Annotated in this window: 28 protein-coding genes, 1 tRNA gene and 1 pseudogene; 15 read left to right on the forward strand and 15 right to left on the reverse strand. The window is 73.3% G+C overall.

What is annotated here, in order from left to right; translation table 11 throughout:
- Positions 1–22 precede the first annotated feature (22 nt).
- A tRNA-Pro gene (locus PO879_RS07835) sits at positions 23–96 on the forward strand.
- A 367-nt stretch (positions 97–463) separates the two neighbouring features.
- Positions 464–910 (forward strand): group I intron-associated PD-(D/E)XK endonuclease, encoded by a 447-nt coding sequence (locus PO879_RS07840; protein ID WP_278237345.1) that lies wholly within the window; start codon positions 464–466, stop codon positions 908–910.
- A gap of 254 nt (positions 911–1,164) precedes the next feature.
- Here PO879_RS07840 and PO879_RS07845 read toward each other — a convergent pair whose 3' ends face one another.
- From PO879_RS07845 to legP, 4 genes are all read right to left on the reverse strand, one after another.
- On the reverse strand, positions 1,165–1,566 hold the full coding sequence (locus PO879_RS07845; RefSeq protein ID WP_278237346.1) for a hypothetical protein: 402 nt from the start codon (positions 1,564–1,566) through the stop codon (positions 1,165–1,167).
- Positions 1,567–1,773: 207 nt separating this feature from the next.
- Entirely contained in the window at positions 1,774–2,073 is a 300-nt protein-coding gene (locus PO879_RS07850) for a hypothetical protein (RefSeq protein ID WP_278237347.1), read from the reverse strand.
- A 13-nt stretch (positions 2,074–2,086) separates the two neighbouring features.
- Entirely contained in the window at positions 2,087–2,299 is a 213-nt protein-coding gene (locus tag PO879_RS07855; protein WP_278237348.1) for a hypothetical protein, read from the reverse strand.
- Positions 2,300–2,336: 37 nt separating this feature from the next.
- Entirely contained in the window at positions 2,337–3,380 is a 1,044-nt protein-coding gene (gene legP / locus PO879_RS07860; RefSeq protein WP_278237349.1) for a Dot/Icm T4SS effector Zinc-dependent metalloprotease LegP, read from the reverse strand.
- Between the two features lie 113 nt (positions 3,381–3,493).
- Here legP and PO879_RS07865 point away from each other — a divergent pair, with 113 nt between their 5' ends.
- The 4 genes from PO879_RS07865 to PO879_RS07880 all read left to right on the forward strand — a co-directional run bounded on the left by PO879_RS07865 (position 3,494) and on the right by PO879_RS07880 (position 5,827).
- Complete coding sequence (locus PO879_RS07865) at positions 3,494–3,841, forward strand: YbaY family lipoprotein (RefSeq protein ID WP_278237350.1); 348 nt, start codon at positions 3,494–3,496, stop codon at positions 3,839–3,841.
- A gap of 137 nt (positions 3,842–3,978) precedes the next feature.
- Positions 3,979–4,692 carry a BTAD domain-containing putative transcriptional regulator gene (locus PO879_RS07870; RefSeq protein ID WP_278237351.1) on the forward strand — a complete coding sequence of 238 codons (714 nt, stop codon included), beginning with the start codon at positions 3,979–3,981 and terminating at the stop codon, positions 4,690–4,692.
- A 91-nt stretch (positions 4,693–4,783) separates the two neighbouring features.
- The gene (locus PO879_RS07875; RefSeq protein ID WP_278237352.1) at positions 4,784–5,458 is read left to right on the forward strand and encodes an SDR family NAD(P)-dependent oxidoreductase; all 675 of its coding nucleotides are present in this window, start codon (positions 4,784–4,786) and stop codon (positions 5,456–5,458) included.
- Between the two features lie 78 nt (positions 5,459–5,536).
- Positions 5,537–5,827, forward strand: coding sequence for a DUF1905 domain-containing protein (locus tag PO879_RS07880; protein WP_278237353.1), 291 nt, complete (start codon positions 5,537–5,539; stop codon positions 5,825–5,827).
- Between the two features lie 18 nt (positions 5,828–5,845).
- Here PO879_RS07880 and PO879_RS07885 read toward each other — a convergent pair whose 3' ends face one another.
- Positions 5,846–6,688 (reverse strand): hypothetical protein, encoded by an 843-nt coding sequence (locus PO879_RS07885; protein ID WP_278237354.1) that lies wholly within the window; start codon positions 6,686–6,688, stop codon positions 5,846–5,848.
- 302 nt (positions 6,689–6,990) lie between these two features.
- Between PO879_RS07885 and PO879_RS07890 the strand changes: the two genes are divergently transcribed.
- The 4 genes and pseudogenes from PO879_RS07890 to PO879_RS07905 all read left to right on the forward strand — a co-directional run bounded on the left by PO879_RS07890 (position 6,991) and on the right by PO879_RS07905 (position 9,102).
- On the forward strand, positions 6,991–7,395 hold the full coding sequence (locus PO879_RS07890; RefSeq protein ID WP_278237355.1) for a hypothetical protein: 405 nt from the start codon (positions 6,991–6,993) through the stop codon (positions 7,393–7,395).
- A 70-nt stretch (positions 7,396–7,465) separates the two neighbouring features.
- A complete protein-coding gene (locus tag PO879_RS07895; RefSeq protein WP_278237356.1) occupies positions 7,466–7,834 on the forward strand; it encodes a DUF2200 domain-containing protein in 369 nt (122 codons plus the stop codon).
- 177 nt (positions 7,835–8,011) lie between these two features.
- Positions 8,012–8,143: pseudogene (locus PO879_RS07900) on the forward strand (winged helix-turn-helix domain-containing protein); the annotation flags it as partial.
- A 443-nt stretch (positions 8,144–8,586) separates the two neighbouring features.
- On the forward strand, positions 8,587–9,102 hold the full coding sequence (locus PO879_RS07905; RefSeq protein ID WP_278237357.1) for an alpha/beta hydrolase: 516 nt from the start codon (positions 8,587–8,589) through the stop codon (positions 9,100–9,102).
- A 10-nt stretch (positions 9,103–9,112) separates the two neighbouring features.
- On the opposite strand, the gene PO879_RS07910 is transcribed toward PO879_RS07905, so the two are convergent.
- From PO879_RS07910 to PO879_RS07920, 3 genes are all read right to left on the reverse strand, one after another.
- Positions 9,113–10,264: a hypothetical protein gene (locus PO879_RS07910; protein WP_278237358.1), complete on the reverse strand. Its 1,152-nt coding sequence runs from the start codon at positions 10,262–10,264 to the stop codon at positions 9,113–9,115.
- 141 nt (positions 10,265–10,405) lie between these two features.
- A complete protein-coding gene (locus PO879_RS07915; protein WP_278237359.1) occupies positions 10,406–10,834 on the reverse strand; it encodes a hypothetical protein in 429 nt (142 codons plus the stop codon).
- A 97-nt stretch (positions 10,835–10,931) separates the two neighbouring features.
- Positions 10,932–11,231 carry a hypothetical protein gene (locus tag PO879_RS07920; RefSeq protein WP_278237360.1) on the reverse strand — a complete coding sequence of 100 codons (300 nt, stop codon included), beginning with the start codon at positions 11,229–11,231 and terminating at the stop codon, positions 10,932–10,934.
- Positions 11,232–11,416: 185 nt separating this feature from the next.
- Between PO879_RS07920 and PO879_RS07925 the strand changes: the two genes are divergently transcribed.
- Entirely contained in the window at positions 11,417–12,022 is a 606-nt protein-coding gene (locus tag PO879_RS07925) for a DUF998 domain-containing protein (RefSeq protein ID WP_278237361.1), read from the forward strand.
- Positions 12,023–12,038: 16 nt separating this feature from the next.
- On the opposite strand, the gene PO879_RS07930 is transcribed toward PO879_RS07925, so the two are convergent.
- From PO879_RS07930 to PO879_RS07945, 4 genes are read right to left on the reverse strand one after another with little or no spacing between them, the layout of a single operon-like run.
- On the reverse strand, positions 12,039–12,569 hold the full coding sequence (locus PO879_RS07930; protein ID WP_278237362.1) for a gluconokinase: 531 nt from the start codon (positions 12,567–12,569) through the stop codon (positions 12,039–12,041).
- A 1-nt stretch (position 12,570) separates the two neighbouring features.
- Positions 12,571–13,503 (reverse strand): NAD(P)-dependent oxidoreductase, encoded by a 933-nt coding sequence (locus tag PO879_RS07935; RefSeq protein WP_278237363.1) that lies wholly within the window; start codon positions 13,501–13,503, stop codon positions 12,571–12,573.
- Positions 13,500–15,818 (reverse strand): alpha-xylosidase, encoded by a 2,319-nt coding sequence (gene yicI / locus PO879_RS07940; RefSeq protein WP_278237364.1) that lies wholly within the window; start codon positions 15,816–15,818, stop codon positions 13,500–13,502. Before yicI ends, PO879_RS07935 begins: the two co-directional genes overlap by 4 nt.
- Positions 15,819–15,861: 43 nt before the next feature.
- The gene (locus PO879_RS07945; RefSeq protein WP_278237488.1) at positions 15,862–16,863 is read right to left on the reverse strand and encodes a LacI family DNA-binding transcriptional regulator; all 1,002 of its coding nucleotides are present in this window, start codon (positions 16,861–16,863) and stop codon (positions 15,862–15,864) included.
- Positions 16,864–17,042: 179 nt separating this feature from the next.
- Between PO879_RS07945 and PO879_RS07950 the strand changes: the two genes are divergently transcribed.
- Genes PO879_RS07950 through PO879_RS07960 form a run of 3 tightly spaced genes read left to right on the forward strand, consistent with a single transcriptional unit; the run spans position 17,043 to position 20,093 of the window.
- The gene (locus PO879_RS07950) at positions 17,043–18,254 is read left to right on the forward strand and encodes an extracellular solute-binding protein (protein ID WP_278237365.1); all 1,212 of its coding nucleotides are present in this window, start codon (positions 17,043–17,045) and stop codon (positions 18,252–18,254) included.
- Positions 18,255–18,306: 52 nt separating this feature from the next.
- Positions 18,307–19,266: a sugar ABC transporter permease gene (locus tag PO879_RS07955; protein ID WP_278237366.1), complete on the forward strand. Its 960-nt coding sequence runs from the start codon at positions 18,307–18,309 to the stop codon at positions 19,264–19,266.
- Positions 19,267–19,274: 8 nt separating this feature from the next.
- Positions 19,275–20,093 carry a carbohydrate ABC transporter permease gene (locus tag PO879_RS07960; RefSeq protein ID WP_278237367.1) on the forward strand — a complete coding sequence of 273 codons (819 nt, stop codon included), beginning with the start codon at positions 19,275–19,277 and terminating at the stop codon, positions 20,091–20,093.
- Between the two features lie 19 nt (positions 20,094–20,112).
- On the opposite strand, the gene PO879_RS07965 is transcribed toward PO879_RS07960, so the two are convergent.
- Both PO879_RS07965 and PO879_RS07970 read right to left on the reverse strand, forming a co-directional pair.
- Complete coding sequence (locus PO879_RS07965; protein WP_278237368.1) at positions 20,113–21,177, reverse strand: IS110 family transposase; 1,065 nt, start codon at positions 21,175–21,177, stop codon at positions 20,113–20,115.
- A gap of 259 nt (positions 21,178–21,436) precedes the next feature.
- Positions 21,437–22,786, reverse strand: a complete 1,350-nt coding sequence (locus tag PO879_RS07970) for a carboxylesterase family protein (protein WP_278237369.1) — start codon at positions 22,784–22,786, stop codon at positions 21,437–21,439.
- A gap of 70 nt (positions 22,787–22,856) precedes the next feature.
- Between PO879_RS07970 and PO879_RS07975 the strand changes: the two genes are divergently transcribed.
- Positions 22,857–23,804, forward strand: coding sequence for an aldo/keto reductase (locus tag PO879_RS07975; RefSeq protein WP_278237370.1), 948 nt, complete (start codon positions 22,857–22,859; stop codon positions 23,802–23,804).
- A gap of 7 nt (positions 23,805–23,811) precedes the next feature.
- Here the strand turns inward: PO879_RS07975 and PO879_RS07980 are convergent, their stop codons facing one another.
- A complete protein-coding gene (locus PO879_RS07980) occupies positions 23,812–24,543 on the reverse strand; it encodes an alpha/beta hydrolase (protein WP_278237371.1) in 732 nt (243 codons plus the stop codon).

Genomic DNA, 24,543 nt, shown 5'->3' on the forward strand with positions numbered 1-24,543 from the left:
CGTCGCGGTGGTGGGGGCCGGACGGGCTGTGGCGCAGTTTGGTAGCGCACACGACTGGGGGTCGTGGGGTCGCAGGTTCGAATCCTGTCAGCCCGACATGCACGCGAGGGTCTCGAGCAACGTGCTCGAGGCCCTCGTCGTACGTCGGGGGCACCTTCTAGCGTTCCACCCATGGCGGCTCAGCGGCGGTACTCGGACGAGCAGCTCGAGCACGCCGTCTCGGCGGGGACGTCGTGGCGCGGGACGCTGCGCATCCTCGGCCTCAGCGCGACGTCGGCGTCGGCGATCCGCTCGGTCCGCGCGCACGCCGATCGTCTGGGGCTGGACTACGGCCACTTCACCGGGTCTCGCCGCTGGACCGACGCCGAGCTGAAGCAAGCGCTCGTCGGGGCCACCGACTGGGAGGACGCTGCCCGTCGGCTGGGTCTACGGGGAGGCTCCCGTGTCGCGGTGGTCAAGCGCCATGCGGCGCGCCTCGGCCTCGATGTCGGCTCGTCGTTCCCGGGCCACGTACCGGCGCCGCCGCCGGCTGCGCCGGTACGTGGCGAACCTGCACCGCGCCGGACCGCAGCTCGCCGCGGCATGGTTCACCCTGTGCGGGAAGGACGTGTGCTGGCCCCTGGAGCCCTGTCGCTACGACCTCGTCGTCGACGTCGCCGGACGCGTCAGGCGCATCCAGGTCAAGACGACAGTCACCCGGAGCGGCTCGACGTGGCAGGTCTTCCTGTCGTCCGGCGGGAGCGACCGGAAGGTCTACTCACCCGACGAGATCGACGACTTCTTCATCATCGACGGCGACCTGCGGTACTACCTGGTGCCGATCGAAGCTGTCCGAGGCATGCACGCCATCCATCTCAGCGCCTATGAGGACCATCGGCTCCTGCAGCTCCCGGCGCCCGATGCGACGTGACGATGGTGCGACGGGGGAGCGGAGGTGCGCACCACCGTGCCCGGCAGGGCCCGCGGCAGCCGGGGCACACCAGAGCCTCCATCAACCCCAGGGCGGTTGACACCCCACCACCGGCCGCGTTGTCCGGGATCACACCCGCGACAGCGTGTCCGGGATGTCCTGAGACTGGACACCGTCAGCCCGACCGCGAGAGACCGCCCGCCGGACGATGGTCCGGTGGGCGGCCTCGGTGTCGTGACGGCCGCGGGTCTCGGTCAGACGGTGTTGCCCGTCCCGGAGACGGTGCTGACCTCGATGTCCCAGCTGCCCCAGATGGGGTGCTCGCCGGTGTAGCGCGGGACCTCGGACCTGACGTAGGTGCTGTTGTACGTCGTTCCGTCGTCGCAGCGGATGTTGTTCTTGATCCATCCGTCGTCGAGGCTGGGGTCGTCGCCGAAGTCGCCGCGGTAGATCACCTGGTAGTCGCAGGTGACCACGGTGTCCGGGTCGAGCTCGTCGACGCCGTCGACGGTGCCGTCGCGTCCCTGCTGGCCGGGAACGGTGGTGCTGTCGTCGGCGGCGTGGGCGGTACCCGCGACGCCCAGCGTCGCGAGGGTGGCGACGGCGGCGCCCGCGAGTGTGCGCTGGATCTTCAGGCAGAATCCTTCTATCACCACGATCTGTTGACCTTGTCGAGAACCTCTCGAGATCGCGACGTGGCGATCCGCCGCCATTGTGTCCTCGCGCTGTCGCAGAACGCATCAGCGCACCGGGTGACAAGGTGTGCCCGAGGGCACGTTCACCCGGTGCGCCTCCGGACCGCACGCCGGGGGCGGCCCCCCGGGACGCGGGGGACCGCCCCCGGCGCGGGACGGGTCCGGCACCTACGACGGGCTGCCGACGTCCTCGGGCGGCGCGTCGGCGTCCGCCACGATGGCGGCGTCGGATCCGGCGGACCCGAGATCCTCGGGAGGCGCCTCGTCGTCCGAGCTCGCCTGCGCGTCGTCGGGAACGCCGACGTCCTCCGGCGGGGCGTCGTCCTGCGCGTCGGAGGTCCCGTCGTCGGCCAGGACCAGCCCCTCGGGCGGCGCCGCCTCGTCGGCGTCCTGGGTCGAGACCGTCGTCGAGCCGCCGAAGGAGCCGGACCGGCCGACCGTGATGGTGATGGTGATGTCGTCGTTCACCGCACTCGACTCCTCAGAAGTAGGCCTTGGTGATCTTGTCCCCGTCCTGGACGACGTGGGCCTGCTTGCCGCTGGCCTTCGCCGCCACCAGCATCAGGAACACGTTCGTCACGCCGTCGGACGAGCTGGGCTTGATCCTGCGCCACCCGGTGTTGTTCTTCTTGAGGTGGGCCCACGCGTTCTTGCTGCCGCTGGTGGCGTAGGTCTGGTTGATCACGGTCCACATCGTTCTTCTCCTTGTCGCTAGAGTTCGCTAGAGGTCGCTAGAGCATGTAGGCGCGGTAGATGTGCCGGCCGTCGGCGTAGACGGTGAGCTTGCGCCCCTCGGCGCGCGCCCAGACCGCCTGGGCGAACACGTCCGTCACGCCGTCGGACGCGTTCGGGTCGATGCGTCGCCAGCCCATGCCGACGAGGTTGACCCAGGCGTTCTTGCTGCCGCTGGTGGCGTAGGTCTGCGCCACGTTCATGTGGGTGTGCCACACGCGGTACATGTGGTGCACGGTCGCGATGTCCCCGGCCGAGAGCCCGGAGCGCTGCCCGATGGTGACGCCCGACTGCTTGGGCGTGATCGTCGGCTGGCCGTTCTTGGAGAACGCGAACCGGCCGTAGTGCATGATCGAGCCGTAGTCGTACGCCCCGACGTCGTTGCCGTCGGAGATGTGCTGGTTGAAGTTGTGCTCCTTGCCCGAGGTGATGTTCGCCCAGCGGATCGTGACGAACCCGTCGCGGTCCTCCCGCGACTGCTCGTGCCAGATGCCCCAGGCGTGGCCGAACTCGTGCACCGCCGCTCCGAAGCCGCAGCCGTCGGCCAGGCTGAGCTCCTGCTTTCCGCCGCGCATGCCGACCTTGGACCAGCACCCGTCCCCCCGGATCACGCGCACGTAGTTCGGATACTGCGAGGCGTTCGCCGACGTGCGGCGCACGAACCGCATGTGGGTGTTCTGCTCCCAGTGCTGGATCGCGGCCGCGACCCGTGCCTCGCCGTTGGTCACCGCCGGGTCGATCTCGTAGGGCATCAGGGCGTTCGGCCAGCGTCGGCTCTGGCTGGGGTGCACCACGCCGTGGGCGACGTCGTCGCCGGCCTGCGCGCGCCCGGACAGCTGCGCCGTGGCGCTCTCCATCTCGTCGACGGTGCCGAGGACGATGTCGCCCTCGAACACGGCCAGGCCGTCCACCGCCGCGTACTGCACGGCCCGGGTCTCGCCGCTGGACAGCACCACCAGGCCGGTGCGGACGTCGTCCCCGCCGAGGAGTCCGACGTTGTCCTCCTCCATCTGCTGCGCGCTCCCCGCGCTGTCGTCGGTCACGGTCCGTCTCCCTTCGCGCTCGTCACCTGTGACGTGTGCCACTGGCTCGTACGCTAGGAACGCGGCGTCACCGCGGCGTCACGCCGTCGTCACCACCGGAGCGGAGGCAGCCGATGAGGGTCCACGCCAGGGTGTTCGCCGCCGACGGTGCTGTGCCGACCCCGGGTGCATCGGTCACGGTGCGGGTCCTCGACGTGAGCCGGGCCGACGCGTCCTCGGTCCGCCTCGCCGAGACCTCCCGGGACGTGGACGCCGTGGACGGGCCCGACGGCGGCGTCGTCGTCGACCTGGACCTGACCGCGCCCGATCCCCGCGCGGACTGCGCCGTGGCCGCGCACGTCGACGTCGACGGCTCCGGTGACGTCACGCCCGGTGACCTGGTGACGGTCCAGCACGTGGGCCTCGACCTCGGCGCCGACGAGCAGACCCTGGACGTCCCGGTGCGGCGGGTCGCCGGCTGACCCGCGTCCACCCGGTGCTGGGGACACGACGCTCCGCGTCCTGCTGCCGTATCAGCCGCGCGACGGCGGACCTCTCTTCTGACAGGGCACCGGGCCGTCGGCTCCGGAGCCCGTCCGTCCCGGGGTGGTGAGAGGCGATGCAGACGACGTCGCGTCCGGCAGGGTCCCGCTCGCGCGAGGTCAGCGTGCAGCTGCTCGGCGGGTTCGCGGTGACGTGCGCCGACGGACCCGTCGACCTGCCCGTGCAGGCGCAGCGCCTGGTCGCGGTGCTGGCGCTGCAGGGCAGGACCGGTCGCCGCCGGCTGGCCGACCGGCTCTGGTGCGACGTCGCCGAGGACCGCGCGCTGGCCAGCCTGCGCACCTGCCTGTGGCGGACCAACAAGGCCCTGCCGGGACTGGTCGAGACCACCGGGTGCTCGGTGGGCCTCGGGCTGGACCCGGAGATCGACGTCCACCGGCTGACCGACGCCGCGCACTCGGTCCACGAACCCGCGCGGGTCGCCGCGGCGACCGAGGTCGCGCTCGCGGCGGGAGAGCTGCTGCCCGACTGGGAGGACCGGTGGCTCGACGAGGAGCGTGAACGACTGCGGCAGGTGCGGCTGCACCTGCTGGAGAACGGCGCCGCGCTCCTCGCCGGGCACGGACGGTTCGGGCTGGCGATCGAGGCGGCGCTCGCGGCGCTGGTCGTCGACGACCTGCGCGAGAGCGCGCACCGGACCGTCATCGCGATCCACCTCGCCGAGGGCAACGTGGCCGAGGCGCGGCGCGCCTACACGGCGTGCCGCCGCACGCTGCAGCGCGCCCTCGGCGTCGATCCGACACCGCAGACGGCGACGCTCCTCGCCGTCTGAGGGGTCGTGCCGGTCTGCCCGCTGACCGTGCCCTGCCTCGTCGGCGGCAGTAGGGTCCCGGAGGAACACCCCGACACTTCAGGAGGTCGCGATGCCGACGATGGCCATCATCGGAGCAGGTCCGAACCTGGGAGCCGCCGTGGCGCGGCGCTTCGGCCGGGAGGGGTTCTCCGTGGCCCTCGTCTCGCGCGACCAGCAGAAGCTCGACGCGCTCGCGGCCGAGCTCGGCGCCGAGGGCGTGACGGCGCGGGGCTACGCGGCCGACGTCCGCGACGGTGCCTCGCTCGAGGCGGCGCTCGGGCGCGCGGCCGAGGACCTCGGCGAGATCACCGCCCTGCAGTACAGCCCGCTGCCGGCGCGCGAGTACCTGAAGCCGGTCCTGGACCTCACCCCGGAGCTGGCGCTCGACGCGCTCAGCTTCTCTGCCCTCGGCCTCATCAGCGCGGTCCGCGCCGTCCTGCCCGGCATGCGCCGGGCGGGGGAGGGCAGCATCGTGCTGATCAACGGCGGCACGTCGGTCAAGGCCCGGGCGGGGTTCGCAGGGACCTCCGTGGCATTCCCCGCCGAGAGCGCGTACGGCGAGATGCTGCACGACGCGCTCGCCGACGAGGGCATCCGCGTCGCCCAGCTGGTCATCCCGGGGGCGATCCCGAAGCTGCAGCTCGAGAACGGCATCGACGACGTGGCCGAGCGCGTCTGGAAGCTCGCGAGCACGCCGGGGGAGTTCCGCACGATGCTGATCCCGCTCGAGGAGGGACGGGAGTAGCCACGCCGACCATGGGACCGATGAGTTCTCCCGGGCGGAGCCGTCACCACGACGACGCCCCGATGCACCGGAGGAATCATGACGACAGCGCCCACGGCCCTCGACCACACCGTCACCGCGCCGATCGGGGTGGACGTCCGCGGCGACGTCTGGCCCTGCGTCGAGCTGGCGGGTGCGGCCGAGCTCCTCGGGACGGGACGGTCGGTCCGGGTCGACGCCACGGTCGACGACGTGGAGCTGGAGAACATCGGTCTCATGCCGACCGGTCGCGGCGAGCTGATGCTGTCCCTGAACGCGCGGCTGCGCCGGCGGCTCGGCAAGGACGTCGGTGACACGGTCACGGTGCGCCTGACGCGGCGGCACGGCTGACCTCGCGCGGACCGGAGGTCAGCGCAGGACCATCCGACGGTGCAGCTCGGCGGCGTGGCGGTCGACCGACTCCGGCGGGGCGAGCGCCGGCCCGCGCGAGAGTGCGCCGACGGCGCTCCGCCGCTCGGCCGCCCGCGCCCGCCGGTCCGCCAGCAGGATCCGCAGCAGCCGGTCCGGGCGCAGCAGCGAGCTCGGCGGGTCGAGCAGGTTCTGCACGCGCTGGGTCTGCCGGGCCACCGCCGGCGACGAGTGGCAGGCGCGGAAGACACGCTCGAGGAAGCGGTTCGTCAGGTCCGTGCCGACCGGCTTGGCCCCCGAGGTGCGCGGGTCGGCGAAGTCGCCGCCCGCCGCGATGCGCCACGGCACGTCGACGACCCGGGCGGCCCGGCGGTAGAACGTCGCGGGCAGCCGGTCCGAGGCCGGGCCGAACCGGCCCACGCACTCGCCGAGCGCCAGGGCCTGGAGTGCCGCCGAGGTCATGCCCTGGCCGTAGACCGGGTTGACGCTGCACACGGCGTCGCCGAGCACGACGAAGCCCGGCGCGACACGACCGGCCCGCTCGACGTGCCGCCGTCGGCTGGTGGGCATGCGATAGCGCTGCACGGTGCCCTGCGCGTCGCCGCAGGCGAGCACCGCGGCGAGCTCCGGGGCGGGCAGCGTGCGGGCGGCGTCCTCGAAGGACGCCGGGTCCGTCGGGGCGGGGTCGCCGTGGAAGGACCCGAGGGTGACGATCCACCGGTCGTGCTCGACGGGCAGGGCCACGCCCATCCGGTGCCCCTGCCGGGGGTCGTCGATCGCGACCGCGACGCTGCCGTCGATCGTGCCGTCGTGCCGTTCGACCACCCGGGTGCGGTAGGCCATGTCGATCCGGATCGCCGAGACGTCGGGCTCCGGAAAACCTCCCGGGCGAGCGCCGAGAGCATCTGGGTGCTGCGGCCCGAGCAGTCGACCACCAGGTCGGCCCGCATCTCCCGGAAGCCGATCGCGACGCCGACCACCCGGCCGTCCTCGACGACCGGGTCGTCGACCGGGGTGCGGTCGACGACCGTGACGCCGGGACACTGCCGGAGCAGGCGCTGCCGCACCGTCGTCTCGAGCAGGGGACGCGTCATCGTCAGCGTGGGGCGACCGAGGTCGCAGCGAGCACGGTACCCGCCGCCCTGGTGCCAGACGAGGTCCCGGGTGTCGACGGCGATCGCGCCCCGGTCCACGAGGTCGCCGGTGAGCCCGGGGAACCACCGCTCGAGCACCTGCTGCCCGGCGGCGAGCAGCACGTGCGCGTGGCGGCCCTGCGGGACCCCGCGCCGCGCTCGCGGCGTCGGGGACAGGGCGTCCCGCTCCAGCACGACGACGGAGTCGACGTGCTCGCTCAGCGCCCGCGCGGCCAGCAGTCCGGCCATGCCGGCGCCGACGACGATCGCGGTGCTTCCCGGTGCTTCGTGGGTGGTGCGTGCCATGGAGGTGTCCCGTTCCGCGGCGGATGGCCGCTGGTGTCCGCGTCCGGAGCGGTTCCCCCGGACCTCACCAGCCTCGACACCTGGTCTGAGGAGCGCTCCGGGGGCGTCTGAGGACCGTGTGGCGGAGCGGGTGAACCGTGGCGACCCCGGCCGCACGGCGTCGTCGGGCATCATGGTCCCCATGACCGGCCACCGGATCTTCACCATGAGCTTCGCGAGCATCTATCCCCACTACGTGGCGAAGGTCGAGCGCAAGGGGCACACCGTCGCCGAGCTGCACCAGGTCATCACCTGGCTGACGGGCTACGACGACGCCGGGCTGCAGCGGGTGCTCGACGACGAGACCGACATGGCCACGTTCTTCGACCGCGCGCCGCGGATGAACCCGCACGCCGTGCTCATCACGGGCGTGATCTGCGGGCACCGGGTCGAGGAGATCGACGACCCGCTGATGCAGAAGATCCGCTACCTGGACAAGCTCGTCGACGAGGTGGCACGCGGCAAGAAGATGTCGTCGATCCTGCGCGAACCGGCTCGCACCACCGGGTGAAACCCGCGGCGACGCGCCGTCGGCCGGGCCGCAGGTCCGGCACGGCTCCGCTCGCGCGGCTAGCATCACGCCGTGCCCGCCGAGACCTACCGGTTCGAGGAGTTCGAGCTCGACGCCGCCCGCTACGAGCTGCGCCGCGACGGCGCGCCGGTCCGCGTCGAGCCCCGGGTCTTCGACGTGCTGCTGTACCTCGTCGCACGCCGGGAGCGGGTGGTGGCCAAGCACGAGCTGCTGGACTCGGTGTGGGGCAGCCGCTTCGTCAGCGAGGCCGCCCTGACGACGGCGCTGCGGGCCGCGCGCGCCGCCGTCGGTGACAGCGGCGGCGAGCAGCGGCTGATCCGCACGGCCCACGGCCGCGGGTACCAGTTCGTCGGCGAAGTCCGGGTTCCGGACGGCGGGGCGGAGCCGGCCACGCCGGCGGCGTCGGTCGGAGCCGAGCACCAGTCGATCCGGTGCTGCCGCGCCGGCGACGGCACGAGGATCGCCTACGCCGCGATCGGTGACGGGGCGCCGCTGGTCAAGGCGGCGAACTGGATGAGCCATCTCGACCTCGAGTGGTCCACCCCCGTGTGGTCGCACTGGATCAAGGGGCTGGCCCGCAACCGCACCCTGATCCGCTACGACGAGCGGGGGTGCGGACTCTCGGACTGGGAGGTCCCCGACTTCAGCCTCGAGGCGTGGGTCCGGGACCTCGAGACGACGCCTGCGGCCTCGAGCGCTTCCCCCTGCTCGGCGTGTCCCAGGGCGGAGCCGTGGCCATCGCCTACGCCGCGCGGCACCCCGAGCGGGTCAGCCGCCTCGTGCTGGCCGGCGCCTACGCGCGCGGCCGCGGCGTGCGGGCGGCCGACGAGGTCGAACGCGCCGAGGCCGCCCTCGACCTGGACCTGGCTCGTGTGGGGTGGGCCCGTCAGGACCCGAGCTTCCTGAGGGTCTTCGCCTCGCAGTTCCTGCCCGACGGCACGCCGGAGGAGTGGGCCGAGTTCACCGAGTTCCAGCGCCGGACGACGTCACCGGCCAACGCGGTGCGGTTCCTCGAGGAGTTCGGGAGCCTCGACGTCTCCGCCAGCGCGCCGCAGGTGCGGTGCCCGACCCTGATCCTGCACTCCCGCGGGGACGTGCGGGTGCCCGCCTCGCAGGCGAGCGAGCTGGCCGCCCTCGTCCCGGACAGCCGGCTCGCCCTCCTGGACAGCGCGAGCCACCTGATCGGTGCCGCGGAGCCGGCGTGGCCGGACTTCCTGGCCCGGATCGACGCGTTCCTGGCGGAGTAGGCGCGCGGACTCAGACGTCGATCGTGGCGACCGCGTACACGCCGTCGTCGGGCAGGTACAGCGTGATCTGGTCGTCGTGGACCCCGGCGCGACGGATGACGCCCAGCAGCTCGTCGAGGCTGCGGGGACGGATGTACGGCCACTGCACGAGGCGCGTGACGAAGTCGAGCTGGGGACGGCTGCTGAGCATGTTGCCCAGCACGAGGGTGCCTCCGGGCTTGACGAGGGACAGCGCGGCGGACAGGAAGTCGCCGGCGGTCGGCACGCTCAGGCCCGGGAGGGCCTCGGTGGGCAGGTACTCGAAGAAGCCGAGGACGTCGACCATGTCGTAGCGGGGTCCGCCGTCAGCCAGGGCCGCCAGGTCGTACAGGTTCGCGCCCCGCACCGCGAAGTGCCCCAGCATCCCGTGCTTCTCGGCCAGGGTCTCGGCCAGCATCATCGCCTCCGGGTCGGAGTCCCAGAGCTCGACGTCCACGTCGACGCCCGCGACGCTCAACGCCACGGCCGAGGACATCACCGGCAGCAGGGCGCCGCCGGCCAGCGAGACCCACGAGGCCCAGTCGTGCCCCACGAACCGCGTCCTGAGCAGCGCCGCCATGACCGCGGCACGCGAACGGATCCCGACGGCGTCCGACACGTGCGACCAGACGGTCCAGTCGTCGTCGCTGGGCAGAGCGCCGCGGTCGAAGGACAGCCGAGGAGCGTCCGGGTTCTGCAGCGGCCACAGGGCCCGTGCCGACGGGACGTGCTCGCGCCAGCGCGGCATGTAGCAGAAGTCGGCGCCGTCGCGCCCGGGCTCGGCGGAGTCGCCCCACCACCGGTCCAGCACCGGGTGCTGGGCGGTGAGCGCGGCGCGGTCCCGGGGTCCGGACAGCGGCACGGTCCGCTCGACGCCGGCCTCGACGAGCCGGCGGACGTCGTCCTCCACCATCTGGTTGACCCACCAGTAGCCGGCGGGGTCGCGCTCGGCCACCAGGTTGCGGGTGGCGACGGCGTAGGCCTCGACGCCGACGGCGAGATGGTCGCCCTGGGCGAGGTCGGACAGGGGGTGGCAGGCCAGGATCTCGACGTGCTCGTCGGCGTACTGCAGATCCATGACGGGCCGTGAGTCCCGCGGCACCGCGAACAGGTGGCGGTCGACGCGTGCGCTGGGCTCGGACATGGTGCTCCCTCGGGTCAGGTTCGGTCGGACGGCGACCAGGACCTGTGGGGCGGGTCGCCGGTCCACGAGTCTGGAGTGCCGTGGGGCCCGTTCCTTGGTGACCGGGTGGGGGAGCGCTGAGGGGGTCCTGAGGGGAGGAGCTCAGCCGCAGCTGTCGCAGACTCCGGTGGCCGGCAGCGCCATGAAACACGACGGGCACACGGGCGTCGGCTTCTCCGGCTCGGGCGCCTTGCGAGGCGTGGCGGCGCGCGGGGCCCTCGTGGTGCTGCGGCGCGCCGACGTCGCGGCCGGCCGCCCGCCGGCCACGTCGAAACCGCGCTTGCCCAGCAGCGTCCCGACGGCGACCTTGCCGCCGGTCATCTCCTCGGGCAGGGCAGCCCGCCCGGTGGCGTACCGGTGCGCGACGGCGAGGATCGCCGTGGCGTCGTAGGTCTCGCCGTCGTGCGTCAGGGTGACGCCGGGCGTCGGGGAGAACCCGTAGACGGACAGGAACGCGGAGGCGCCCCGGTCGTCGTGCTCGGCGATCGCCGAGAGCACGTGCGTACGCGTGACGGAGGAGAAGGTGGCCATGGTCCCGAGCGTAGGTCACCCGCCGGGCCGACCGGTCGTGCGTGGAGCGCGGCGACGCCCGGTCTCCGGGCGGATCCCGGGCGTCGCCGCAGGTCAGTCACAGGCAGGCGTCGATCTCGAGGCCGAGCTCCGTGGCGACGAACACACCGAGGTCGGCCATGCCGTCGTCCTCGATGGCACCGACCTCGGCGAGATCGCGGGCCAGGTTGCGCAGCCCGACCCGCGGGGTCGGGAAGCTCGACGAGTGCTCGCCCATCATCTGCATCTGGGCGAACACGGCCGAGGCCTGGCCCCAGCACGACGGGTGGGGCCCGTGCCCGGCGGCGGCGGCCGGGGCGGCGGCCAGCGGGGCGGCGAGGAGGGCGAGCGTGGCGGCACCGACAGCGATCTTCTTCATCGGAGAGCTCCCTGAGGGTCGTGGCGGCCGGGCGGCCTCGCCGTCGAGCCCGCTCCCGCGCCGCCACGTCGACGGTAGGCAGGTCCGCCGTCGCACGCTCGTCGACGGGCTGCGGCACCCCGGGGCTGCACCCCGCTGGGGTGCGACGACGCGCCCGGCGGGACGGACGATGAGATCGTGTCGGCGTGAGCCGACCCACTGCCGCCGTCGTGCTGGCGCTCCTCGCCGTGGCCGCCACGTGCCTGGCACTGGCACCGCTCGTGCTGCCCGACTCCTACGAGGTGCTGCGGCAGCCGGTGAGCCGTGCCGGCGCCCAGGGCGTGCCCGGGGCGTGGCTCGCCCGCACCGGGTACGTGCTGCTCGGTCTCGCGGTGCTCGTCGAGGCCGCACGGGCGGGGGAGGCGTGGGGGCCCGTGGGCCGCGCCGCCCACGCCGTGTACGCCACGGCCATGGTCTGCCTCGCCGTGTTCTCGGCCAGCCCCTGGTACGGCGGGCCGGGGGACACCGTCGAGGCCTCCCTGCACACCTGGGCCGCGACCGTCGCGGTCGGGGCATTCTTCGTGGGCGTGCTCGGGGTCCGCATCCAGCGAGGACGCCGGCCCGGACGGATCGCCGTGCTGGACGTCGTCGCGCTCGCCGGCGCGCCCGTGCTCGCCCTGGCCGCGGAGACGATGCCCGGGGGTGCCGGAGTCACCGAGCGGCTGATCTTCGTCATCGGCTTCACCTGGTACGGCGTCGAAGCGGTGCGGCTCTCGCACCCGGACGCCCCGGGGCGCGTCCGCGAGATCTGACCAGCCGCCGCGACCCTCAGCGGACCCCGGGCACCCGTGCCGACCACGCCGCGACCCGGTCGACCACGGTCTCCGGCGCGGACGAGACGTCCACGGTCGTGCCGGTCTCGTCGGACGCGAGCGGCTCCAGGGTGGCGAGCTGGGAGTCGAGCAGCGCCGGGGGCATGAAGTGGTCGGTCCGGGCGGTCGTCCGCTCCACGATCAGCTCGCGGTCCGCGGTCAGGTGGACGAACGCGACGTCGCCGCCCGCACCGTCGCGCAGCATGTCGCGGTACGTGCGGCGCAGCGCCGAGCAGGCTACGACGACCGCCCGGCCGGCGTCGGCCGCCTCGGCGATCACCTCGCCGGTCCGCCGGAGCCACGGAGCACGGTCGGCGTCGGTCAGCGGCTCGCCGGCGCTCATCTTCGCGACGTTCGACGCCGGGTGCAGGTCGTCGGCGTCCACGAACCGTGCGTTCCACCGGGCCGCGAGCAGGGCACCGACGGTCGACTTGCCGCAGCCGGACACCCCCATGACGACGACCCCGCGCACAGGGCCGAGCACCATCTCAGTACCCCGTCGTGGGGTCGACCACGCCCTCGAGGGTGTCTCCGGCGACGAACCGCCGCAGGTTCTCCTCGACACGTCGGCGCAGCAGGGGCTCGACCATCTCCGGCGTGTCGGCCGTGTGGGGGGTCACCAGAGCGGTCGGCAGCTCCCACAGGGGGTGTCCGTCCGGCAAGGGCTCGGGAGCGGTCACGTCGAGCGCGGCCGCCCCGACCTGGCCGGAGCGCAGGGCCGCGACGAGGGCGTCGGTGTCGACCAGCTCGCCGCGGGCGATGTTGACCAGCGTCGCGCCGGGGCGCATCGCCGCCAGCTCGTCGGCGCCGAGCAGCGCACGGGTCCGGTCGGTCAGCGCGGCGGCCAGCACGACGACGTCCGCCCGTCCGAGCTCGTCGATCAGGCCCTCGCCGGTCACGACCCGGTCGGCGCCCGGTACCGGGTCGGGCCGCCGGCGGACCACGACGTTGCGGGTCCGGAACGGTGCCAGCAGCTCCAGGTACGTCCGGGCGATGCCGCCGGCGCCGAGGACGAGCACGTGCGCGTCGAACAACGACAGCCCGGCCTCGACGCCCCAGGTCCGGGCCCGCGCGCGTTCGGGCAGCCGCCGCAGCGCGGCGAGGGTCAGGGCCAGGGCGTGCTCGGCCACGGGCTCGGCGAACGATCCCTTGGCCGAGGTCCAGGTGCGGTCGGCGTCGATCAGCCCGGCGTCGAGCGCGGCGTCGACGCCGGCGGAGGGGAGCTGCACCCAGCGTGCCCGGGGCGCGGACCGCAACGCCGGCCCCAACCCGTCGACGCCGAGCGGTCCGAACCAGAGCAGGCCCTCGGTCTCGGTGCCGAGCGGGACGAGGCGGGCGCCCGACGCCGCGACGGCACCGGGGACCCACGCGGGCGTCTCCGGGGCGGCGCTGACGGCCGGCACGGTCCCCGGGGCGCTCATGCGGACACCTCCGCCCGCCCGCCGGTGGCGCCGACGGTCTCGCCGCCGACGACTCGCACCGACCAGGAGGCGTCCTGGGCCGACCGGGCGACCACGACGCCGCCCTCGCGGGCCACGGTGAACGGCACGGCCGCGCCGTCCGGTCCGGCGACCTCGACGGTGCGTGACCAGTCGGGCTCGGGGCCGGGGTGGACGAGCAGGGTCAGCCCGTCGAGGTGGTCGGCGTCGGGGCGGTCCTCGTGCCGGCTGAGCGGGACGACGGCGCCGGGGCGCAGGTAGACCGGCAGGGAGTCGAAGTCGTGCTGCTCGCGGACCCAGCCGCCGCCGCGGACGCGCTCGCCCGTCAGCAGACCGGCCCACTCGCCCGCGGGCAGGTAGACGTCCACGTGGCCCTCGGCGCTGAAGACCGGGGCGACGAGGAGGTCGGCGCCGAGCATGTACTGCCGGTCCAGGTGCGCCACCGTGAGGTCGTCGGGGAACTCCAGCAGCATCGGTCGCATCATGGGCGTCCCGCGCTGGTGCGCCTCCTCGCCCGTGGCGACCAGGTAGGGCGCCAGGCGGTTCTTGAGCCGCGCGAACTTCCGGGTCACGGCGACGGCGCCGGTCGGGTCGGACTCGTCCTCGCCGAACATCCACGGCACCCGGTAGGACCCGCTGCCGTGCAGGCGCGAGTGGCTGGAGAACAGCCCGAAGGCCACCCAGCGCTTGAACACGCCGGCGTCCGGGGTCATCTCGAAGCCGCCGATGTCGTGGCTCCAGTAGCCGAACCCGCTGCAGGCCAGGGAGAGCCCGCCGCGCAGGGACTCGGCCATCGAGACGTACGAGGCGGTGTTGTCGCCGCCCCAGTGCACCGGGAACTGCTGCCCGCCGGCGGTGGCCGAGCGGGCGAACAGCACGGCGTCGTCGGCCCCGCGCTCCTCGGCGAGGACCTCGTGGACCGCCTGGTTGTACAGATGCGTGTAGTAGTTGTGCATGCGCTCCGGGTCGGAGCCGTCGAAGTACTGCACGTGGGTCGGGATGCGCTCGCCGAAGTCGGTCTTGAAGGCGTCGACGCCCTGCCGCACGAGCCGGCGCAGCTTGTCCTGGTACCAGGCCGTGGCGTCGGGGTTGGTGAAGTCCACCAGCGCCATGCCGGCCTGCCAGCGGTCCCACTGCCAGACGCTGCCGTCGCGGTTCCGCACCAGGTAGCCGGCGGCCATGCCCTCGTCGAACAGCGGCGACTGCTGGGCGATGTACGGGTTGATCCACACGCACACCCGCAGCCCGCGGTCGTGCAGCCGTGCCAGCATGCCGTCGGGGTCGGGGAAGACCCGCTCGTCCCACTCGAAGTCGCACCAGGTGAACTCGCGCATCCAGAAGCAGTCGAAGTGGAACAGGCTCAGCGGGATGTCGCGCTCGGCCATGCCGTCGACGAACGAGGCGACGGTCTCCTCGTCGTAGTCGGTGGTGAACGACGTCGACAGCCACAGGCCGTACGACCATGCCGGGACGCGGGCGGGGCGCCCGGTGAGCGCCGTGTACCGCTCGAGGATCGTCTTCGGGTCCGGGCCGTAGATGACGAAGTACTCCAGCGTCTCGCCGGGCACGGAGAACTGCACCCGCTCGACGGCCTCGGAGCCCACCTCGTAGGAGACGTGCCCGGAGTCGTTGACGAAGACGCCGTAGCCGGCGTTGGTGAGGTAGAACGGGACGTTCTTGTAGGCCTGCTCGCTGGACGTCCCGCCGTCCTCGTTCCAGATGTCGACGGTCTGGCCGTTCTTGACGACCGGGCCGAAGCGTTCGCCGAGACCGTAGACGAGCTCGCCGACGCCGAGGTCGAGCTGGTCGAAGACGTAGCTGGTCCGGCCCTCGCGCTCGAGCTGCGCGGCGCCGTGGTCCACCGCGGCGTCGGGGGAGACGTCGACCCAGGCGGCGGACTTCCCGCCGGAGCGGGTCAGCGTGCGCCCCGCCGCACGGAAGTCGAGCTCCCACGACTTCCCGACCGCGAGCCGGGCGCTGAGCTCGCCCGAGGTGAGCGTGCCCTCGCCGTCGACGACGGTGGCCCGTCCTGCCCCCTCGACCTCGTCGACCTCGAAGCGGAACGGCTCGCCCGCACCCCGGTGGTGGGTGTGGCGCACCCGGATGACGTTCTCCATCGGGGCGGACACCGACGTCGTGAGCACCGGGGTGTTGAGGGTGTCGCCGCGGTCTCGGACGACGCGCGTCGGCGCGATGGCGTGCAGCTCGCCCTCGGCGGCCGTGATCCGGTCGACCTCGCGGGCGTAGTGGATGGCGACCCCTCGGCGGGCGTGCCAGAAACCGTCGGTGAACTTCATCGGGACCTTCCCAGTGGTGGTGCGTGGTGGTGGGCCGAGCGCGTCAGCGCGGTGCGGCGGTGGAGCCGGCCGGCTGGAGCTCGCCGTCGAGCAGGAGCTGCAGCGGGGGCGCCGTCGGCTCGGCGAGGCGGTCGATCAGGGCGTCGACGCTGCGGCTGCCCAGGTCGTGCCCGGGGGCGACGACGGCCGAGACCGGCGGGTCGGCGGTGGAGACGGCCTCGGCGGAGGTGGCGACGCCGAGCACGGAGACGTCGTCGGGGACCGAGCGTCCACCGGCCACGAGCCCGTTGACGAAACCTGACAGCGCGGCCTCGTTGAGGGCCAGCACGGCCGTGACCTCGGGGTGACGGGCGAGCAGCTCGTCGGCGGTGCGGTGACCGGAGCGGGGGTCCTGGGCGCCGCGGACCACGACGGGCTCGAGCCCGCGCGCGGCGGTCTCGTGCAGGTAGGCGGCCTCCGTGCGGGCGACCGGACCGTAGCCCGCCGGAGCCGTGGGGCCGAGGTCCCCGACGAAGAGCGCGACCCGCTCGTGGCCGAGTCCGACGAGGTGGTCGAGACCGGTGGCGAGCATGGCGTCGAAGTCCATGTCGACGTACGACAGACCCTCGACGTCCTCGGTGCGACCGATGAGCCCGAACGGGACGGCGCGGCGCTGCAGCACCTCCACGCGCGGGTCCTGCGCGGTGACCTCCATGAGGAGCACGCCGTCGGCGAGGCCCCCCGAGACGTAGTCCTCGAGCTGGTCGGCGCCCGTGACGGGCCACAGCACGACGTTGAAGCCCCGCCGGGTGGCGGCCGAGGCCGCCGCGGTGACGATGCTCAGGGCCGCGCCGCCGAGGCCGTGCTCGAGCGCCGGGAACACGAGCGCCACGATCCGGGTCCGCTGGCTCGCCAGCGCACGGGCCACGACGTTGCGACGGTAGCCGAGGTCGGCCATGGCCGCCTGCACCCGCGCCCGCGTCCGCTCGGCGACCGGCTTGGTGCCGTTGACGACGAACGAGACCGTCGTCAGGGAGACGCCGGCCCGGTCGGCCACGTCCTGCATGGTCACCACGTGGGCTTCCTCCGGAGGTCGTCGGTGCGGTGTGCGATCCGATGATCACACACCGACCGGGGGTTGGTAAAGCGCTTTGACCCGGGGTACGGTGTCGGCGGTAAAGCGCTTTGATGCGACGCGGGTCGTCACCCGCCCCCAGCACCACACCGAGCGAAGGAGCTTCGACCGTGCGACGAACCCACACCGCCGTCGGTGCGGCGTCGGCCGCCGCCGCCGTCGTCCTGAGCCTGTCGGCCTGTGCCGACCAGGGCCGGGCCGACGCCGACACGCTGGTCGTGACCGACACCATGTCGGCGACCAGCGCGCCCATCTACGAGGAGATCTACGACGCCTGCGCCGCCGAGGTGGGCATGCAGGTCCGGGCCAACCACGTGGCCGGCTCCGGGCTCATCGCCACCGTGCTCCAGCAGGCGTCCTCGCGCACGCTGCCCGACGTGCTCATGCTCGACAACCCGGACGTGCAGCAGATCGCCTCGTCCGGCGCGCTGAGCCCGCTGGGCGACTACGGCATCACCGGCGACGGGTTCCCGCAGGGCGTGATCGACGCCGGGACCTACGACGGTGCGCTGTACGGCATCGCCCCGGTGGTCAACAGCATCGGACTGTTCTACGACGCCGAGGCCCTGACCGAGGCCGGCCTCGAGCCCCCGCAGACGTGGGAGCAGCTGCGTGCGGCCGCCGCCGAGCTGACCACCGAGGACCGGTACGGCATCGCGTTCAGCGCGACCAACTCGTTCGAGGGCACCTGGCAGCTCCTGCCGTTCCTGTGGAGCAACGGCGCCACCGAGGGCGACCTGGACTCGCCCGAGGCGGTGCAGGCGCTCGAGCTCGTCGACGCGCTGGTCGCCGACGGCTCGGCGTCCGCCAGCGTCGTCAACTGGTCGCAGAACGACGTCAACGACCAGTTCCTCGCCGGCAACGCCGCGATGATGGTCAACGGCCCGTGGAACATGCCCAGCCTCGAGGCCGCCGAGGGGCTCGAGTACGACTCGGTCCCGCTGCCGGTCCCCGCACCCGGCGACACGCTCGTGGCGCCCCTCGGCGGCGAGGCCTTCACGGTCCCCGACACCGGCGACCCGGACAAGATGGCCCGGGCCGGTGAGTTCGTCGACTGCGTCGTCGGCGGGGAGAACCAGCTGACGATGGCCACCGGCCGCGGGGCCGTGCCGGCCGACAGCGCGGTCGCGGCGGAGGCCGCACGGACGAACCCGACCGTGGCCACGTTCGTCGACACCGTGCAGACCGCCCGCGCCCGCACGGCCCTGCTGGGCCCCGACTGGCCGCGCGCCGCCACCCAGATCTACACCGCCGAACAGCTCGCCCTGACCGACACCGAGTCCCCGGCGGAAGCGCTCGAGCGCGTCGCGGGGCAGGACTGATGCGCCCCGCACGCCCCGGGCCGACCCCGACCGATCGAGAGGACGGACGACGATGACCACGACCCTCGCCGCCGGACCGACGGGCGCCAGCGCGCCGCCGCGGTCCGCCCCACCGACACGCCGGCGCGCCCGACGGCGCGAGCTCACCGCCCAGTGGCTCTTCCTCGTGCCCGCGATCGCCTACGTGCTGGTCTTCTTCGGCTACCCGATCGTCAAGAACCTCGTCATGGGGTTCCAGGACTACTCGGTGCGCACGTTCGTCACCGGCGAGGCGCCCTGGGTCGGTCTGGCGAACTACGCCGAGGTCGTCTCGAGCGGGATCTTCCAGACCACCGTGGTCAACACGGTGCTGTTCACGCTGGGGTCCATCGCCGGGCAGTTCGTCATCGGCCTGCTGTTCGCGCTGTTCTTCAAGCGCCGGTTCCCGCTGAGCAACGTGCTGCGGTCGCTGCTGCTCCTGCCGTGGCTGCTGCCGATGATCGCCGGCAGCGCCGTGTGGCGCTGGATCCTCGACCAGGACGGCGGCATCCTCAACCAGACCCTGCAGGGCGTCGGGATCATCGACGACCCCGTGCGCTGGCTGACCAGCCCGGACATCGCGCTGGTCGCGGTGATCCTCGTGAACGTCTGGGTCGGCATCCCGTTCAACATGACGCTGCTGTACAGCGGGCTGCAGAACATCCCCGACGAGCTCTACGAAGCCGGTGCCCTCGACGGCGCCACGGGCTGGAAGGCCTTCCGGCACATCACGTGGCCGAGCCTGCGCCCCGTCGTCAACGTCGTGCTCGTGCTGGGCGTGATCTACACGCTCAAGGTGCTCGACATCATCCTGGGACTCACGGGCGGGGGACCGGCGAACGCCACGCAGACGCTCGCCACCGACTCCTACCGGCGTTCGTTCCAGGAGTTCTCCTTCGGCACCGGGGCCGCGGTGAGCAACGTCCTCATCGTGATCTCCCTGGTGTTCGCCGTCGTCTACCTGCGCGCCAACCGCCGCGCCGAGGATGAGTGAGGTTCGAGATGTCGCCGACGACCACCTCCCGCACGCTGCCGCACACGATCCTGGGGATCGTGCTCCTGGCCTTCATGCTGTTCCCGGTCTACTGGATGGTGAACGTCTCGCTGCAGGGCGGCAGCACCGCGGCCAGCAGCACGTTCCTGCCCACCGACGTCACGTTCGACGGCTACCGCACCGCGATCGAGGACCAGACCGGCAACCTGCTCACCAGCATCGTCGTGGCGCTCGGCGCCGTGGCGGTCTCCCTGGCCGTCGCCACGCCGGCCGCCTACGCCGTGTCCCGGTTCCGGCTGCGCGGTCTGGGGGTCTTCCTGTTCGCGCTGCTGCTGGCCCAGATGATCCCCGGCATCGTCATCGCGAACTCGCTGTACACGCTGTTCAACGACCTCGGCCTGCTGAACTCCTACGCGGGGCTCGTCCTGGCCAACGCCACCCACGGCATCCCGTTCGCGATCCTCATCATGAGCGCCTTCATGCGGTCGATCCCGCCGGCGCTGACCGAGGCGGCCCGGGTCGACGGTGCGAGCCACTTCCGGGCCTTCTGGTCGATCATCGTGCCGGTGAGCAAGAACTCCCTCATCACCGCCGGGCTGTTCTGCTTCCTGTTCGCCTGGAGCGACTTCATGTTCGGCCTGACGCTGACCACGGGCGCGGACATCAAGCCGGTGACCCTCGGCATCTACGACTACCTGCAGGGCAACGTGCAGAGCTGGGGACCCGTCATGGCGACCGCCGTGCTGTCGTCGATCCCGGCGATCGTGCTGCTCGTGCTGGCCCAGCGGTACATCGCCGCCGGGGCGATGGGCGGGGCCGTCAAGTAGTCGACGCTCCTATGGTTCGTCAAGGGGTGGTGGGTCCGGCTTCGAGTAGTCGGTAGAGGTCGCGGGCGATGTAGCGCTTGAGGCAGCGTCGGATCTCCCGGGGGGTCTTGCCTTCGGAGGTCCGGCGCTGGGCGTACTGGCGGCTGCGGTCGTCGTAGCGCAGCCGCGAGAGTGCGATGGTGTGCAACGCGCGGTTGAGCTGTCGGTCGCCGTAGCGGTTGAGTCGGTGTCGGTTGGTGACTCGTCCGCTGGTGGCGGGGATCGGGGCGACGCCGGCGAGCATCGCGAACGCGGCTTCGGAGTGGATGCGTCCTGGGTGGGACCAGGCACACAGCACGGTCGCTGCCACGATCGGGCCGATGCCGGGCTGGTCCAGGAGGTCGGGGCGCCAGGACCGGACGATCGCCAGGATCGCTTTCTCGTGGATGGCGGCCTCGTCGGCCAGTGCACGGGCTCGGCGGGCCAGGGATCGCAGCACGGTCACCGTCGCGATGGTCTCCCGGTCCCAGGACGCGTGAACCCGTAGCGCGGCCGCGGTGGTGAGCATCTGAGGCGGCTTCTGGCCGCGCAGCCGGGCGCGCAGTGGTTCGGGCGCGGCGATGACCAGGCTGAACACCTGCCGTTGCGCGTCGGTGCCGGCCGCGACCGCGGAACGGCGGGCGGCCATCAGTACCGACAGCGCCTGGCGGTCCCCGGCGGCTCGTGGCGTGCCCAGGCGGGTGCGTGCCAGTGCCTCGCGGGCCGCGCGGATCGCGTCCAGGGGGTCGGACTTGGCACCGTTGCGGCGTCGTGCCCGTTCGGGACGGTCGAGCTCGACGACGACCTCTTGGCGCCGTTCCAGGTAGCGGGTCAGGCCGGCGCCGTGGCCGCCGCCGGTGCCCTCGATGGCCCACACGCGCAGCATGCCGGCCGAGTCGGCGAGCTCGATGAGTCGGGCGTATCCCTCGGCGGTGGCCTCGACCGTCACCTCGCCCAGGACGCCACCGGTGCGGGCGTCGATGGCGGCAGCACTGTGGGTCAGGACGTGGGTGTCGACGCCGATGACGACATCGACCACCTCGCGTAGATCGGTCAGACTGGTCATGCGTTCTCTCCTTAGCCGGGACGGGACGTGGGTCCGGTCCGGGACGGAGAATCGGCAGGACTGTGACGGGACACGTCGGGCGCCGCGAACGCCCGACGGTCAAGCTCCTGATCAGGCCAGTCACTCCGACCGGGCCGGGGCCGGCAGCCTCGAGCGGACAAGTCGTGTGAAAGGCACGAGACCAGTCAGTCGAAGGGTCACGCTCAAGACCACCGATCCACAGCCCAGCACCATCAGGCTGCGAACGCGATCCTCACAGTCAGTCGACGCGCAGCAGCGCGGGGACGTCGGTGGGAGGACGGCCCGAGCGGGCGAACTCGGCCCAGGCGGCGCGCAGCGTCCGCCCGGTGTCGAGGAGCTCCGCGTCGGAGCGGCCCGCCACCACCGGCACCCCGCGCCAGCCGTCGGGGTCGCCGAGCAGCAGCGGCAGCTCGGTGGCGTGCGCCGCCCGGAGCGGGTGGTGCGCGTCGCCGCCGAGGTAGGTGTACCGCGCCGCCCTGCCCCCGGCGCGGCGGTGGCGCTGGACGAACCGGTCCACCGCTCGGCCGTACACCGTGCGGGTCAGCTCGTGCACCGCCGCCTCGCGCAGCCCGCGACCCAGGCCCGGGACGAGCGGCCGGGGCAGGGCCCCGTCGACGAACAGCGCGGCCTCGCGGGCGTTGGTCCCCGCCAGGACCTCGACCTGCGGGGCGACCCGCGACCAGGCGGAGGCCAGGTGGTCCTCCGGCGGCAGGGGAGCGAACCCGTACTGCGCGCCGAACGGCATCGCCGCGCGCAGCCCGTAGCGGGGCAGCACGCGACGCGCGGCGCGGTGCTGGGCGGCGAGCAGGTCCTCCAGGGGTGCGTCGTCGCGGACCGTGCGCACCTCCGCGGCCAGGGTCGCCGCCATGGCCGCGCGGTGGCGGGAGATCCCCAGCGGCGGGCTCTGCACGATCGCCCGCCGGAAGAGCCCCGCCGCGCCGTCGGCGACCATCAGGTGCGCGATCGCGTCCGCGCCCGCGGACTCGCCCATCGCCGTCACGCGCCCGGGGTCGCCCCCGAACGCGGCCACGTTGCGCGACACCCAGCGCAGCGCGGCCAGCATGTCCAGCAGACCGAGGTTCGCCGGACGCTCGGCGTCGCCGAGGAACCCCAGCACGCCGAGCCGGTACGTCACGGCGACCACGACGACGCGTTGCTCGCGCACCAGCAGGGTCGGGTCGTAGCTGATCGCGTCCCCGGCGCCGGACACGTACGACCCGCCGTGGATCCAGACCACGACGGGCAGGTTCTCGCCCGGGTCGACGTCGACGGGTGCGGTGACGGTCAGCCGCAGGCAGTCCTCGGACGGCGGCAGCGGTCGCGCGGAGCCCGGGCCGAAGACGTCGAGCCCGGCCGGGTCGTGATTCTGCGGGCACGACGGCGCGAAGCCGGTCGCGTCGACGGGGCCCGCGGCCGGTGGCTCGTCCGCGGGTGCGTCGAAGCGTGCGGCCCGGGCGTAGCGGATCCCGCCGGCGCGCAGCACGTCGGGGCCGACGTGGGCCACGAACCGACCCCCCGGCGCCTGCACGACGCGTGTCGCGCCGTCGCGTGGCCCCGCGCCGGACGCCGTCGTGGTCTCCTGGGTCATCCCGTCCTCGCCTCCCGTCCGGTGCCGCCGGGCCGGGAATTCCCACGGCCCTGTCTCGATTGTCGCCCGTATGACGCAGTCGACGATCTCAGCACAGCTCGGTTCCCTCGACCTGTCCGCGGCGCCCCTGGCGCTCGGCGGGAACGTCTTCGGCTGGACGGCCGACGACGACGCCTCCTTCTCCGTGCTGGACGCCTTCGTGGCGGCCGGCGGGCGGATGATCGACTCCGCCGACGTCTACTCGGCCTGGGTCCCCGGAAACTCCGGGGGTGAGAGCGAGACGACCATCGGGCGCTGGCTCGCGCGCGGCGGGCGCCGTGACGACGTACAGATCGCCACCAAGGTCTCCCAGCACCCCGAGTACCCCGGGCTGTCCGCGGCGAACGTCCGCGCCGCGGCCGAGGCGTCCCTGCGGCGTCTGGGCACCGACCGCATCGACCTGTACTACGCGCACTTCGACGACGCCGACACCCCGGTGGCGGAGACCGCTGCCGCGTTCTCCCGCCTCGTCGACGACGGCCTGGTCCGCGAGATCGGGATCTCGAACTACAGCGCCGAGCGGATCGACGAGTGGTTCGCCGCGGTCGAGGCCGACGGGCTGCACCGCCCGGTCGCCCTGCAGCCGCACTACAACCTCGTCGAGCGGGGCTTCGAGGAAGCCGTCCAGGGAGCCGCGCTGCGGCACGGCCTGGGCGTGCTGCCGTACTACGCGCTGGCGTCCGGCTTCCTCACCGGCAGCTACCGCGACGGGGTCGCACCCGACAGCCCGCGGGCGCAGGGCGCGGCGCGCTACCTCGACGACCGCGGCCGCCGGGTGCTGGACGCCCTCGACGAGGTCGCCGCCGCGCACGACGCGCCCCTCGCGTCCGTGGCGCTCGCCTGGCTGCGCGCGCAGCCGACCGTCGTGGCCCCGATCGCCAGCGCGCGCCGCACCGACCAGCTCGACGCGCTGCTGACCTCGATGACGCTCGAGCTCTCCGCGGCCGAGGTCGACCGGCTCACCGACGCCTCCGCCTGAGCCCGGCTCACCGGTCGCGGCCGACGTCGTCGAGGAAGGCGACGACGTCGGCCGCGACCCGTTCCGGGCGCTCCCAGAGCACGAGGTGACCCGTGCGGGCGTACACCGTGCCGCGGGCGCGGGGGAGGGCCGCCAGGAGTCGCTCGTGGCTCGGGCCGACGAGCTCGTCCAGCGCCCCGCCGACGACCAGCGTGGGCACCTCGATCGTCCCCGTGGACAGCGGCGGTTTCGAGTCGACCAGGCCGCGCAGCGAGTCGCGCCAGACGCGAGCGCCCAGGGCGGCCGACTCCGCGGAGCGCGCCGCGAGGAAGTCCGCGGGGATCGTGGCGCCCGTGCCGAACCAGTCCAGCGACGCGCGGACCCACGCCGGGTCGACGGGGTCGGTGAGCCGCTCGACGTCGTCGGCGAACGGCGGCCTGCTCCGCAGGTCCACGGGTGAGCCGACCAGGACGAGTCCGTCGAGCAGGTCCGGGCGGTCGACGGCGAGCTGCTGGGCCACGTAGCCACCGCTGGACGTCCCCAGGACGACGGTGCGTGCCACCGACGGCCGGGGCCGGTCCAGCGTCTCGGCGACCCGCGACGCGAGGGCGCGCACCGACCAGTCCGTGATCGCCGGGTCGGCCAGCTCGACCACCTCGGCCACGACCGTCCCGGGCAGCCGGGGCAGGAGTCGTGCGAACACCCCGCCCGTCTCGGCCCAGCCGGGCAGCAGGACGAGCCGGGTCGGTGCCGTGCCCAT

The organism is Isoptericola sp. AK164, assembly GCF_029643425.1.
GTDB classification, from domain to species: domain Bacteria; phylum Actinomycetota; class Actinomycetes; order Actinomycetales; family Cellulomonadaceae; genus Isoptericola; species Isoptericola haloaureus.